The organism is Tritonibacter multivorans (assembly GCF_001458415.1).
Lineage (GTDB): Bacteria > Pseudomonadota > Alphaproteobacteria > Rhodobacterales > Rhodobacteraceae > Epibacterium > Epibacterium multivorans.
In genome coordinates, this window is the sequence record NZ_CYSD01000043.1 from 42,886 (window position 1) to 56,700 (window position 13,815).

The following is a 13,815-nucleotide window of genomic DNA, read 5'->3' on the forward strand; positions in this document are numbered from 1 at the left end:
TTCTGAATGAAAACGGGGCCGTAAAAACGACCCCGTTTCATGTTTTGAAAATGTGGCTCAGCCGCGACGGCGACCCCGGCGGCCGCGCGCCGGTTTTTCGTCGCCACCGCAGCCGCTGCAGCAGCCGGATGTTTCAGTGCCATCGCTTTCAGAGCTAAAGGCGCCCATGGCTTTGACAACGCCTTCAAGTGTCGGCGCTTCGCCGCGTGGGGTGCTGTCCAGCATCTCGCGCATTTTGTGCAGGTGGTCGGGCATGGTGCCGCAGCAGCCGCCGATCACTTTGGCGCCAGCATCCCGAGCCATGACAGCATATTCGCCCATCAGCTCGGGGTTGCCGTCATAGTGGATTTTACCGTCGAGGTATTTGGGAATGCCGGCATTGCCTTTGGAAATGATCGGAATGCCTGTGTCCTGAGAGGAAAAGCCCAGAACGGTACGCAGCATATCCGCCGGGCCGGTGCCGCAGTTGGCGCCAAAAGCCAGCGGTGCATTTTCATAGTCGGTGACCAGTTTTGCCATCTGGTGCGAGGTCACGCCCATCATGGTGCGACCAGCTGTGTCAAAGCTCATGGTGCCGCACCAGGGCATATCCGCCAGTTTGAAGGCTTCAACAGCGGCGGAAAACTCTTCCGGAGCGGAAATGGTTTCCAGCCAGATGATGTCGACGCCACCGTCTTTCAGGGCGTCGGCCTGTTCGTGGAACATTTCGACCGCCAGCGCGTGGCTCAGTTCACCAACAGGTTCCATGATCTCGCCGGTGGGGCCGACAGAGCCTGCGACGATCACGGCGCGGTCCATTTTGTCGGCAACTTCGCGGCCCAGCTCTGCGCCAATGCGGTTCAGCTCGCCAACGCGGGATTGCGCGTCATGCAGCTTCAGGCGGGCGGCAGTGCCCCCAAAAGTATTGGTGAGGAACATGTCGCTGCCCGCATCAATAAAGCCTTGGTAAAGCGCCTTGATGTTTTCGGGTTTGTCGGTGTTCCAAAGTTCCGGCGCATCGCCAGACTGAAGGCCCATCGCAAACAGGTTGGTGCCAGTTGCGCCATCGGCGAGCAGCACGTCGCGGCTCTCCAGAAGTTCGGTGAAACGGTTGGTCATTATGTATTCCCGTAGATCGTGCAGTTTTGGCGCGTCGGGGACACAGTGCGCCCTTGATCAGGACCCTGTGTCACGCCGTGCGACGAAGTGCAATCGCATTTTCTTCATGATCAATATGAGGCACAGCGTCGTCAGAAGACGACTGCGCCGCGTTTTCTTGTGTGGGCTGACCCGACATCGCCAAAGCTGACACCGGGGCAACGGGCGCGGGGCGGTGGATCAAGCGGACCAGTTCCGCAAGGGCCAAGGCCAGGGCGCTCCAGGACGGGGCCGCGATATAGCGCGGTTCCCAACGGGGGGCAAAGCAGGTTTTAAACCGGCGCAAGCCGCCGTCCAGTCGATGGGCAAACCGATGATCGGCAACCGCTGACAGCGACAGGCGATCAAGCCCGGCTTCTTTTGCCGCGTCGATGGCTTTTCGGATCATCAGATGGCCCGTGCCATCAGGCGCACCGGGCACCATCCGCACCAAATCCAGCGCCCATTCGTTCGCGCAGCGATGAAAACTGACAAACGCGATCAGGCGACCGTTCTGGCGGGCAAGAAACACAAGCTGCTGGCTCAGGTAGGTGCCTTCAAATTGTCCCATGGACGTCCCAAGCGCGCGACCGTGTTGGGCGACCCAGGTGGCATCAACCTCTGCCATCTCCTGAAGGGGCAGCTCCCCCCATTGTGCCTCGACACTCAGCCCGGCCTTTTCGGCGTGGCGCAGTTTGCGGCGCAATTGGCGATGGGAGGATCCGGCATCGGTATAGGTTTGCGGGTTCACAATCGCATCGGCGGCAATGCGCAAGACCTTCCAGCCTTGTTTGCGCGTCGCCAGCGCCATGGTTGCGGAACATTTGTAGAAACAGGGCACTGTGTTGTGCTGCTGGGCATGGCGGGCAAGGGCGCTCGGCACCTCTTCATTCTGACCCAATAGCGGATCAAAGAAAGCCACCGAAACCTGCGGGCTGTCCAGCACCGCCAGCTTGTTCAAACCAGCGGCGAGAACGTGACCGCCGTTTTGCAGGATAATGCCGCTCTCCGCTTGAGGACGTTCAAACCGCAGGGACGTGGCAGGGCGATCCTGTTCGCCAAGATAGTCGGGCGTCTGCGCCTTCAGGCCAAAGCTCAGTCTGTCAGGCCACAGCAGAACCAGCCCGGCAAGTGTGGCGGGAAGCGCATAGTAGATGATGCGAAAGGCCAGCAGACCGGCAACCAGCGTGGCCGGTTCAATTGCAGGCAAAAGCGCCAAAAGGGCCAGCTCAAGCGGCCCTGCGCCACCGGGGGAAGACGACACAATGGCCAGACCCAGCGCGATGAAATAGGCGGGCAGAAGATCCAGCAGCGACAGACCATGGCCGACAGGCAGCAAAAGCCACAGCGCGGTGCCTGCGGCGGCAATGTCCACAAAGGTCCAAATGCTCAGCGCGCCAAGGGCACGCAGCGACGGCAGGCGCACTGTCCTCTTGCCGATCTGCCAGTTGGGAAACCGGAAACATAGGGCGGCAAACGCCAGCAGAGTGATCGGGATGAGCGCGCCAAGGAGGGCTGTATTGGCGGATTTCGCTGTCAGAACCATCGCGATGCCACAGATCAGCGCAAGAGAAGAAAGAAACGTGACCCCGACAAACCCGGTAAGCTGTGCCGCTTGCAGCGGTGACAGACCGGGAAGCAGCCGCCAGCGCGCAAAGGCGCCAGTGAAAATGCCAAATCCCACGGTTTGCGAAAAGGCGATAGAGGCGATGCCCGCACGGCTTGTGAGACGATCGTCAAACCCGGTGCGCAAATGGCGGTGAGCGACGGCATCATACCGCCCCAGTGACCAGAAGCTCAGTGCAGTTGCCAGGACAGCGCCAATCCAATTCAAAACGGGGATCTGACTGGTCAGCGCCCAAAGCTCTGCCACGGGGGGCAGGGCAACTTTATGCGCCAAAATGACCAAACAGACCGCAGTAATGGCCAATGGGGCCACGATGCGGAACAGTTTTGATGCAGAAAGGGTGTTGACCAGCTTGCGTGTCATATATCGGGCGCCTGCCATTGGGGTTATGGCAGCCGCTTATAAGGCAGTGCCGCACTGGGTAACAAGGAGATTGCGAGGGCCGCACGGACTCCCGGCCGGCGGCCCTTTGACGCGTTATCTTTCGAGGCCCGCTATTTCAGCAGTGGCCTGCTCCAAAAATTCTGCCATCTTATCCTTGATGGCGGATTGATCGACCAGTCCAGACAGATCTTTGGAGAGCTTCTCCAGAACGTCCTGGTCGCCGGGTTGTTCAAGATCCGCAGTGATCACGGATCGCGCATAGTCCTCGGCCTTGTCTTTGGTCAGGCCAAGCCTTTCGGCAGCCCAGAGCCCCAGCAGGCTGTCACGCCGGGCCTCGATCTTGAATTTTAGTTCGGCATCATGCGCGAATTTGTTCTCGAACGCTTTTTCGCGGTCGTCGAATGTGGTCATGACGGTTCCTCCTGTCATGTTGCACCTAAGAGAAGACTATCAGAAATGCCCGATTTTTGGACGATAAACTGAAAGTTGCGGTCTGCCATTCTGGGCCGGGTCCGCGGTGCAATCCACTGGTCCCACCACGCGAAGGCGATGACAGAAGTCATCTGCGGGGTTGCCTCCACCCTAGCCAGAGGTGCTAAACAAAGAGTAACGCGAATTGGTATCCCAAGGGTGCGAATGCGTGTGATTTTAGCAAAAACGAGAAAGGTCTTCTCCTTTCTTGCGGGGTTTACACTTTGTGACAGTCGTGCTTGCGGCAAGCTTTCCCTTGCCGTAATAGGTGCGCACGCACGGGTGCAGATTCCCATCCCCCTTTTCGGAAAGGCTTTCCATGGCGCGTCGCAAAAAGATTTACGAAGGCAAGGCAAAAACCCTCTATGAAGGGCCCGAGCCCGGAACCATCGTCCAGTACTTCAAGGATGATGCTACCGCCTTCAACGCGGAGAAACATGACGTCATCGAGGGCAAAGGTGTTCTGAACAACATCCTGAGCGAATTCTTCATGCTGGGTCTCGCCCAGATCGGTGTGCCGACTCATTTCCTGAAGCGTTTGAACATGCGCGAACAGCTGGTCCGCAGCTGCGAAATCGTGCCGCTGGAAGTGATCGTGCGCAATTATGCTGCGGGATCCATGTGCAAACGCCTGGGTCTGGAAGAGGGCACACAGCTGCCCCGTCCGATCGTGGAATACTGCTACAAAGATGACGCGCTGGGTGATCCGCTGGTCACCGAAGAACATATTGCCGCTTTTGGCTGGGCCAGCCAGCAGGACATGGATGATATCCTAAGCCTCGCGCTGCGTGTGAATGACTTTATGTCCGGGATCTTCCTGGCGGTTGGCATTCGCCTGGTGGACTTCAAGATTGAAATCGGCCGCATTTATGATGGTGATTTCCAGCGTTTGGTCATTGCCGATGAAATCAGCCCTGACAGCTGCCGTCTGTGGGACATTGAAACGGGCCAGAAGCTCGACAAGGATGTGTTCCGCCGTGACCTTGGCAGCCTGACGGATGCCTACAGCGAAGTGGCGCGGCGTCTGGGCGTGATGCCCAACAACCCGCCGGCGCCCAGCAAGCCGACATTGGTGAACTAAAAGAAGACCCGCCGCGCGCCCTTGCGAGGCGGGTTTTTGCATTTTCGACTACGAACGCGCTGCTGTCCCATGGGGCAGGGCGCAACACGCCGACCAGAGGAAGACAGGTATGAAGGCACGTGTGCATGTGATGTTGAAGAACGGGGTTCTGGATCCGCAGGGCGAGGCCGTGCGCCACGCGCTCGGCGCTCTGGGCTTTGACAAGGTCGAAGGCGTGCGTCAGGGCAAGGTGATCGATCTCGATCTGGCCGAAGGCGCAACCGAGGCTGATGTGACCGAGATGTGCGAAAAGCTGCTCGCCAACACCGTGATCGAATCCTACAGCATCGAGATGGCATGATGAAGGCGGCGGTTGTTGTCTTTCCGGGTTCGAACTGTGACCGCGACCTTGCGGTTGCGTTTGAACAGGCCGGTTTCGAGGTTTCCATGGTCTGGCACAAAGACAGCGCCCTGCCGGAAGGCGTGGACATTGTTGGCGTGCCCGGTGGGTTCTCTTATGGCGATTACCTGCGCTGCGGTGCAATTGCGGCCCAGTCCCCGATCTGTCAGGCGGTGGTCGAGCACACCAAACGTGGCGGCTACGCTCTTGGGGTGTGCAACGGCTTCCAGATCCTGACAGAGACCGGCATTCTGCCCGGTGCGCTGTTGCGCAATGCGGGGCTGAAATACATCTGCCGCACTGTGGATCTGAAAGTGGCAACCGCAGACAGCGCCTTCACGCAGGGCTATTCGGTTGGCGACGAGATCGGCATCCCAATCGCGCACCACGATGGCAATTATTTTGCCGATGCAGAGACTGTAAAAATGCTGCAGGATCAAGATCGTATCGCTTTTACCTATGCTGAAAACCCGAACGGGTCGGTGGCGGATATCGCAGGCATCCTGTCTGAAAACCGCCGTGTGCTGGGCATGATGCCGCACCCCGAGCGGGCGGCGGATGACGGCCATGGTGGCACCGATGGCACGGCAATGTTCCGCGCATTGTCCGGTATCTTTGCAAACGCCTAAACCGCGCTGCTTGTTCCTATTGGACGGGGCACTTAGAGTGTTAACATGAGTGCCCCTTCCGATCAGTTGCCGTCATCACCCAAAGTTTCGGGTTCGCCCTCTTCGAAACGAAAGAAACGCGCCCGTGCACCGGTGTCGCGCACGATCTCTTGGCGTGTGCGCCTTGCACTTGTCGCCTTTATGATCGCGGCGGGGGCGATTGTTTGGTTTACCAATAAAACCTTAACGCACAGCTTTACGGAAACCACCCGTAACCGGGCGGAGCTGCGCCTTGCGCTTTATTCCGGGAACCTGGTCAGCGAATTGCGCCGTCACGCAATCGTACCGCAGCTTTTGGCCCGAGATCAGGCACTGATCTCTGCCTTGCAGAGCCAGGATTTTTCGCTTTCCACCCAGCGGTTGATTTCCTTTGTGGACGAGATAGGCGCGGCCTCCATCAGTCTGATGGACAAGGACGGGCGCACCGTGGCGGCGACAAACCGCAACAAGCTTGGTGAAACGCATCGCAATGAGGCCTATTTCGTCGATGCGGTCCGGGCCGAGCGCACTGTGTTCTCAGTGATCCCCCGCGAGGTCTCGGGCTATCTGTTTACATACTCCCGCAAGCTGGTGGACAGCTCTGGCACGCTGGGCGTGATCATGGTGGAGGTCGACCTTCAGAAGTTCGAACGCGCCTGGGCGGGCATCTCTGATGCGGTGATGGTCACCAACAGCGAAGGTGTTGTGGTGCTCGCCACCGAGGCGCGCTGGCGCGGTGTGTCGGAAAAAGAGGCCCTGCGCCATCAGACGCCGATTGGCGCCATTCAGCGGGCCATCCGCGCGACCGCCGATTGGACCGCGCTGCCGCCCGATGCCTATCTGCAGGGCGAGGCGGTGATGCGGCTGGAGACCCGCGTGCCGTTTCAGGGCTGGCGCATGATGTCCTACACCACCTATGCCTCGATCCGCGAGCAGGTGAACGCAGTCATCGCCTTGGAAATCATGGGATTCGCGATCCTTCTGGCGCTGGCGTTCTATGCGCTGAGCCGAAAAACCGCCCTGCGCATGGCGCTGTTCCAGCGGGAGTCGGCGGAGCTTCGCGTATTGAATGCGCGGCTGCAGCGGGAAATCGCCGAACGGGAACGGGTCGAAAAGACCCTTCAAGTGGCGGAACAAAGCCTTGCGCAGAGCTCCAAACTGGCGGCTTTGGGCGAGATGTCAGCAGCGGTGAGCCACGAGCTGAACCAGCCGCTGGCAGCGATGAAAACCTACCTTGCGGGCGCGCGGCTTCTGCTCAATCGCAACCGCCCCGAAGAGGCGCTTTCCTCGTTCGGGCGCATTGATGATCTGATTGAACGCATGGGGGCAATTACCCGCCAGCTGAAATCCTATGCGCGCAAGGGCGGAGATGACTTTGCCCCAGTAAACATTGGCGATGCGCTGGGGTCGTCCCTTGCGATGATGGAACCACAGCTGCGCCAGCGACACGTCAAAATCACCCGCCTTCTGCCCGAAGAACCAGTGCTTGTCATGGCCGACCGTATGCGGCTTGAACAGGTGATGGTGAACCTCTTGCGCAATGCCTTGGATGCCACCAAATCTGTGGAAGAACCCGAGGTGGAAATCCTTGTTGCCGCGGGGGAAACCGCGACCCTTTCCGTGCGCGACAATGGCGACGGAATTACCGATTTCGACAATCTGTTCGAACCGTTCTACACTACCAAGCAGCCGGGCGATGGCGTGGGCTTGGGGCTTGCCATCTCCTCAGGGATCGTGAACGACCTAGGGGGACGGCTCACCGCCCGCAATGGCGCGGCAGGAGGGGCTGTGTTTGAAATGCAATTGCCGATCCTGGTCGATGGGATCGAAGCCGCGGAATAAGCGGCATCTAAAACGGAGTTGAACAATGGCTCAGGCGATGAAGATTGCGATCGTGGACGACGAGCAGGACATGCGCCAGTCCATCAGCCAATGGCTGGCACTGTCCGGCTATGACACCGAAACCTTTGGCAGCGCCGAAGACGCGCTGAAGGCGCTGGGGCCGGATTACCCTGGCATTGTCATCTCGGATATTAAAATGCCGGGCATGGACGGGATGCAGTTCCTGAAAAAACTGATGGGCACCGACAGCGCCCTGCCGGTGATTATGATCACCGGTCACGGCGATGTGCCCATGGCGGTCGAAGCCATGCGGGTCGGGGCGTTTGATTTCCTTGAAAAACCCTTCAACCCGGACCGCATGTCAGAACTGGCCAAGCGCGCATCCAACGCGCGGCGTCTGACGCTGGACAATCGGGCGCTGCGCCGCGAGCTGTCCGATGGTAGCCAGCTGATGAAAAAACTCATCGGCTCTAGCCCGGCCATGGTGCGGCTGCGCGAAGAGATCCTCGATCTGGGGCAGGCCGATGGTCATGTGCTGATTGATGGCGAAACCGGCACCGGCAAGACCCTTGTGGCCCATGCGCTCCATGCGGTGGGCAGCCGGGCGGGCAAGAAGTTTGTGTTGGTGTCCTGTGCGGCGCTGGAAGAGGACGCGCTGGCCAAACGCCTGTTTGGTCCGATGCTGCCGGAAGACAGCCAGCTGCCTGCGGTCGAAGCCGCGCGAGGTGGTACTTTGGTTCTGGAAGATGTCGAAGCGCTGAGCGAGAGCCTGCAGGCCAAGCTGCTGAGTTTCATCAACGAACAGGGCATCCCCGGCGAGACGCGGATCATTGCGATTTCGAACCTTCAGGAGGCTGGCAAAACCTCTGAAGACGTGCTGCGGCCGGATCTGTTTTATCGTTTGGCTGCGCTGAAAATCACCGTGCCGCCGCTGCGCCAGCGGGGCGAGGATATTCTGACCCTGTTCACCCGTCTGGCCGAGCAGTTTTCCGAGGAATACGGCTGTGATGCACCAGCGGTTGCCGCCCAGGAGGCCGCGCAACTGTTGCAGGCCCCTTGGCCGGGCAATGTGCGCCAGCTGATCAATGTGGCAGAACGCGCGGTGCTGCAGTCGCGTCGGGGATCGGGCACCATTGCGTCGCTGCTGATGTCGGACCACGACGAGATGCAGCCGGTGATGACCACAGAAGGCAAGCCGCTGAAGGAATATGTGGAAGCGTTCGAGCGTATGCTGATCGACAATACAATGCGTCGGCACCGGGGCTCTATTGCCAGTGTGATGGATGAACTCTGCCTTCCGCGCCGCACCCTGAACGAGAAAATGGCCAAATATGGCCTGCAGCGTTCGGACTATCTGGTCTGATGACTTCCGAGGCGGCCAAATTGGCCGCCTCCCTGTCAAAATTCCTGTAATTTACACAATTTATTAGGCTTTTTGCGTCTTGGGTGGGCGAAAGGTCGAAATAAAGGCATGGCTCACCGAATGACCATTGTCTTTACCTATCCACAGGCCTTATGTTCAAAAGACGGGCAGGCGAAACAGTCATGTCCGATGATGAGATTTACAGTTTCAGGATTTTGTCCGGCCTTCGCCGAGAAATCCGAAACGGTACAGTTCGCTGCTTTACCCAAGGCAGCAAGTGACACCTGTCCCGGCTAAAGCCGGGTAGGAAATAACGGGCAGGGTTCGGGACATCCCACCTGTCGGAGAAGAAACGCGATGATACGCGCGACAGACTTGAGCATGGCGGCAGTGAGCCCGGATATTTTATCCGGCAAGGCCCCGTGCACCGCGCGCTCTCCCATCGCCCTGACAAGACACCCCTTGAACCGTATGTTTGATGCCGGGCCGCCAGGCAGCAGCGCTGTCTCGCGCCCTGCGTCCCATACGCGTGCGCAAGGTTGGTGCATCCCAAGGACTAATGGCAAAAAAGATGCTTATCGATGCCACACACGCGGAAGAAACCCGCGTTGTAGTGGTAGATGGAAACAAAGTTGAGGAATTTGACTTTGAATCTGAAAACAAACGCCAGCTGGCTGGCAACATTTATCTGGCAAAAGTAACCCGGGTCGAACCGTCCCTTCAGGCTGCTTTTGTTGATTACGGCGGAAACCGTCACGGGTTTTTGGCGTTCTCTGAAATCCACCCGGACTACTATCAGATCCCGGTCGCGGATCGCGAAGCGCTGATGGAAGAAGAACGCGCTTATGCGGAAGCGATGCGCGCCCGTGACGACGAAGAAGACGAAAAGAAACCGCGCAAGTCTCGCTCGCGCGGTCGTGGTCGTTCGCGTGGTGACAGATCTGAAACCAAAGCGGCCCGCGTTGAAAACGACGATCTGGTGGAAACCAAAGAAGTCGAAATCCCGGCTGAGGACGGCGCGCAAATATCGAAGGCCGAAATCTCTGGTATGGAGACCATCGACCTGACCGAAGATCAGGCCGATGTGGAGGGTGATCTGGCTGAGGTTCCCGAAGGGTCCTCGCCCATGGAAACCGTGGCGGAAACCCCGGTTGAAGAACCCACCGATGCAGAAGCCACTGCTGCAAATGCCACCGCGGAAGAGAGCTCTGATGCCCCCGTCGAGGCAGAGACGGCTGAAGGCGAAGCTGACAGCACAGAGGTGATCGCCGAAGCAACGGCCCCCACCGAAGATGCGGTCGCCGCGTCTGACGAGGGTGCCGCGGAAGAGGCAAACGCAGACGCTGCTGACGCACCTGCGGCAGAGACAGCTGAAAACACATCGGAAGAGACGTCCGAAGATGTCTCTGAGGACGACGCCAAAGAAGCCTCTCCTGAAGAGGGTGACGAGGCTGACGACAAAGACGATGGTGACAAAGAAGCAGCAGACGCCGCATCCAAAGACGACAGCATCGAATCCGTTGCGGATGAAGACGACAGCGAGGACATTCGCCCGGTGCGCAAACCGCGTCCGCGTCGGTACAAGATCCAAGAGGTTATCAAGGTCCGTCAGGTCCTTCTGGTTCAGGTTGTCAAAGAAGAGCGCGGCAACAAAGGCGCGGCTCTGACCACCTATCTGTCGCTGGCAGGTCGCTACTGCGTGCTGATGCCCAACACCGCACGTGGCGGTGGCATCTCTCGCAAAATCACCAATGCTGTCGACCGTAAGAAACTGAAAGAAATCGCAACCGAGATGGACGTGCCGACCGGCGCGGGCCTGATCGTGCGCACCGCCGGTGCCAAGCGCACCAAATCCGAGATCAAGCGCGACTATGAATACCTGCAGCGTATGTGGGAGCAAATCCGCGAACTGACGCTGAAATCCATTGCGCCCGCAAAGATCTACGAAGAAGGCGATCTGATCAAACGCTCGATCCGCGATCTTTACTCGCGCGAGATTGATGAGGTTCTGGTCGAAGGCGAGCGCGGCTACCGGAACGCCAAGGACTTCATGAAAATGATCATGCCGTCCCATGCCAAGAACGTTCAAAACTATCAGGACCAGCTGCCGCTTTTTGCGCGCTATCAGGTGGAAACCTACCTTGGCGGCATGTTCAATCCGACCGTGCAGCTGAAGTCTGGTGGCTACATCGTGATCGGCGTGACCGAGGCGCTGGTGGCAATCGACGTGAACTCTGGTCGTGCAACCAAAGAGGGCTCGATCGAAGAAACCGCGCTGAAGACCAATCTGGAAGCCGCCGATGAGGTGGCCCGCCAGCTGCGTCTGCGCGACCTTGCTGGTCTGATTGTCATCGACTTCATCGACATGGACGAGCGTAAGAACAACGCCGCCGTCGAAAAGCGGATGAAGGACAAGCTGAAGACCGACCGCGCCCGCATTCAGGTGGGCCGTATCTCGGGCTTTGGTCTGATGGAAATGTCCCGTCAGCGTCTGCGTCCCGGCATGATCGAGGCCACAACCCAGCCGTGCCCGCATTGTCATGGCACCGGCTTGATCCGTTCAGACGACAGCATGGCGCTGTCTATCCTGCGCCAGATCGAGGAAGAGGGCACCCGCCGTCGTTCCCGTGAAGTGCTGGTGAAATGCCCGGTCGATATTGCCAACTATCTGATGAACCAGAAGCGCGAACACATCGCCCAGATCGAAGCGCGTTATGGCATGTCCGTGCGCATCGAAGGCGACCCGCATCTGGTCAGCCCGGACTTCACACTCGAGAAGTTCAAGACCGCGTCTCGCAAGGTTCAGGCGGCTCCGGCTGCTGTGGTCTCTGTTGATGCATCTCTGATGGATCAGGTGGACGCAGAAGAGCTCGAGGCGGAAGAGGTCCCCGAGGAAGAAATCCAGACCGCTGAGGTTGTGGACACACCCGAAGGTGAGGAAGAGGGCGACAAGAAAAAACGCCGTCGTCGTCGCCGTCGTCGCCGCAAGAACGGCAATGGTGAAAACGGCGAGTCCGGTGAAAACGGCGAGACCTCTGGCGAAGAGGCTGATGCTGCGACCGAGAGCTCCGAGGCGGAGACTGCCGCCGAGGATGAGGGCGAGGCGAAGCCAGTAGAAGGGGCCGAGGACGAAGCGCCGAAAAAGCGCAAACGCACCCGCACCCGCAGCCGGTCCCGCAAGAAAGCCCCCGAAGCAGAGGCAACCGAAGCACAGGCTGAAGACGCCGCAGCAGAGGGTGCGCAATCTGCCGACGCAGAAACCGAGCAACCTGTTGAGGCCGAAACGTCAGAGGCAGACACGCCTGACACAGCTGAAACAACAGAAGCCGAAGCCACGGATACATCCGCGACAGAGGCCGATGCAGAGGCTGCGCCGGTTGAAGAGGTCGCTGAGGCAGAAGTGGTGGAAGACGCGGTTGCAGAAGTCGAACAGGTTGCTGAGGCTCCAGTAGAACCCGTTGCTGAGGCGACCGCCGAGGCTGTGGAAGCTCCGGCAGAAGAGGTCAAAGTCGAAGAACCGGCGTTGGTTTCTTCGGATGCTGCGCCTGAGGCCGTGGAAGAGATTGCTGAAGTGGCAGCCGAAGCTCCGGCAAAGCCGGACGTCGAAGAAGCGCCAAAGCCCAAGCGCCGCGGTTGGTGGTCAGCTGGCCGTTAATCGACGGCCCAACCCAAAAGAAAAAAGGCGGGTCCCGAGGGCCCGCCTTTTTTAATGTCGCGTGCAAAGGCGAAACGCCTCAGCCGCCCTTGCGGATCAAGTAGCTTTGGTGGCCGCCTTCTTCGCTCAGGCCCAGAAACCCATGGCTGGCTTCATTGCAGAAATGCGGGATGTCGACGATGGCCGCCGGGTCATCCGCCAGCACCTTGAGCACAGCACCGTCCGGCAACGCCTTCAGGCGTTTGCGGGCCTTTAGGACGGGCAGGGGGCACAGCAGCCCCAAAGCGTCCAATGTTTCAGCAATATCTGTCATAAGAAATGTGATAGGGCAGGATGTTACAGCCTGTCCACAAGGATGTGACATCGCGTGCGGGTGACCTTTTGGCGCGGCTGGCTTAGGTAGGGATCATGTTTGGAATCGAGATCATCGACGCAAGCCTTGTGCCTGCCATGTTTGTCGCCCTTTTGGGTGGAATTATCAGCTTTCTTTCGCCTTGTGTGCTGCCCATTGTGCCGCCCTATCTGGCCTATATGAGCGGCGTCTCGATCGGTGAGATCCAGGGCACTTCGGCTGCGCGGCGCAAGGCCATTCTGGCAGCCAGTTTCTTTGTGCTGGGTCTGTCGACGGTGTTTCTGATCCTTGGCTTCACCGCCTCGGCGTTTGGCGCGTTTGTGCTGCAGAATCAGGAATGGTTTGCGCGGATTTCTGGCGTTGTGGTGATTGTCTTTGGCCTTCATTTCCTGTCGGTGTTTCGCATTCCGCTGTTGGATCGCGAGGCGCGCATGGACACGGGCGACACAGGGGGCTCTGCGCTTGGTGCTTATGTTCTGGGTCTTGCCTTTGCCTTTGGCTGGACGCCCTGCATTGGCCCGCAGCTGGGCGCGATCCTGTCGCTGGCGGCGTCTGAGGCCTCTGTGGTGCGGGGGACGCTGTTGTTGGGGATCTATGCGCTGGGGCTGGGTGTGCCTTTCCTGCTGGCCGCTGTCTTCCTGACCCGCTCCATGGCCATTATGAACCGCCTGAAACGCCACATGAGCCTCATTGAGAAGATCATGGGCGGGCTGCTGCTGGTGGTTGGGCTTGCGCTGGTCACGGGGCTGTTCACCACATTCTCTTTCTGGCTGTTGGAAACCTTCCCGGCGCTTGCGACCTTCGGCTGATCTGGCGTTCACCATTGCGGGTCTTACTCTTGCCCAAAAGCCGCGCTAGGGTTTGGGCAAGATCAACCAGTCCCGGCAGTCACAGCACG

At 59.0% G+C, this 13,815-nt stretch carries 11 protein-coding genes; 7 read left to right on the forward strand and 4 right to left on the reverse strand.

From position 1 onward, the window contains the following. Positions 1-57 precede the first annotated feature (57 nt). The 3 genes from bmt to TRM7557_RS18355 all read right to left on the reverse strand — a co-directional run bounded on the left by bmt (position 58) and on the right by TRM7557_RS18355 (position 3,538). Complete coding sequence (bmt, locus tag TRM7557_RS18345; protein ID WP_058291688.1) at positions 58-1,098, reverse strand: betaine--homocysteine S-methyltransferase; 1,041 nt, start codon at positions 1,096-1,098, stop codon at positions 58-60. Positions 1,099-1,168: 70 nt separating this feature from the next. After that, the gene (locus TRM7557_RS18350; protein ID WP_074941949.1) at positions 1,169-3,106 is read right to left on the reverse strand and encodes a phosphatidylglycerol lysyltransferase domain-containing protein; all 1,938 of its coding nucleotides are present in this window, start codon (positions 3,104-3,106) and stop codon (positions 1,169-1,171) included. A gap of 114 nt (positions 3,107-3,220) precedes the next feature. After that, a complete protein-coding gene (locus tag TRM7557_RS18355) occupies positions 3,221-3,538 on the reverse strand; it encodes a DUF1476 domain-containing protein (RefSeq protein ID WP_058291689.1) in 318 nt (105 codons plus the stop codon). Between the two features lie 379 nt (positions 3,539-3,917). On the opposite strand from TRM7557_RS18355, the gene purC reads away from it, so the two are divergent. From purC to TRM7557_RS18385, 6 genes are all read left to right on the forward strand, one after another. Beyond that, positions 3,918-4,679 (forward strand): phosphoribosylaminoimidazolesuccinocarboxamide synthase, encoded by a 762-nt coding sequence (gene purC / locus TRM7557_RS18360; protein WP_058291690.1) that lies wholly within the window; start codon positions 3,918-3,920, stop codon positions 4,677-4,679. Between the two features lie 109 nt (positions 4,680-4,788). After that, positions 4,789-5,019 carry a phosphoribosylformylglycinamidine synthase subunit PurS gene (gene purS / locus TRM7557_RS18365; RefSeq protein ID WP_058291691.1) on the forward strand — a complete coding sequence of 77 codons (231 nt, stop codon included), beginning with the start codon at positions 4,789-4,791 and terminating at the stop codon, positions 5,017-5,019. Next, entirely contained in the window at positions 5,019-5,687 is a 669-nt protein-coding gene (gene purQ, locus TRM7557_RS18370) for a phosphoribosylformylglycinamidine synthase subunit PurQ (protein WP_058291891.1), read from the forward strand. Before purS ends, purQ begins: the two co-directional genes overlap by 1 nt. A gap of 180 nt (positions 5,688-5,867) precedes the next feature. After that, positions 5,868-7,547, forward strand: a complete 1,680-nt coding sequence (locus tag TRM7557_RS18375; protein WP_413081168.1) for a sensor histidine kinase — start codon at positions 5,868-5,870, stop codon at positions 7,545-7,547. A 25-nt stretch (positions 7,548-7,572) separates the two neighbouring features. After that, positions 7,573-8,910, forward strand: a complete 1,338-nt coding sequence (locus TRM7557_RS18380) for a sigma-54-dependent transcriptional regulator (RefSeq protein ID WP_058291693.1) — start codon at positions 7,573-7,575, stop codon at positions 8,908-8,910. Positions 8,911-9,469: 559 nt separating this feature from the next. Beyond that, complete coding sequence (locus TRM7557_RS18385; protein ID WP_058291694.1) at positions 9,470-12,565, forward strand: Rne/Rng family ribonuclease; 3,096 nt, start codon at positions 9,470-9,472, stop codon at positions 12,563-12,565. A gap of 79 nt (positions 12,566-12,644) precedes the next feature. Here the strand turns inward: TRM7557_RS18385 and TRM7557_RS18390 are convergent, their stop codons facing one another. Next, entirely contained in the window at positions 12,645-12,878 is a 234-nt protein-coding gene (locus tag TRM7557_RS18390) for a sulfurtransferase TusA family protein (protein WP_058291695.1), read from the reverse strand. 95 nt (positions 12,879-12,973) lie between these two features. Here TRM7557_RS18390 and TRM7557_RS18395 point away from each other — a divergent pair, with 95 nt between their 5' ends. Continuing rightward, entirely contained in the window at positions 12,974-13,726 is a 753-nt protein-coding gene (locus TRM7557_RS18395; RefSeq protein ID WP_058291696.1) for a cytochrome c biogenesis CcdA family protein, read from the forward strand. The last annotated feature ends 89 nt before the right edge of the window (positions 13,727-13,815 follow it).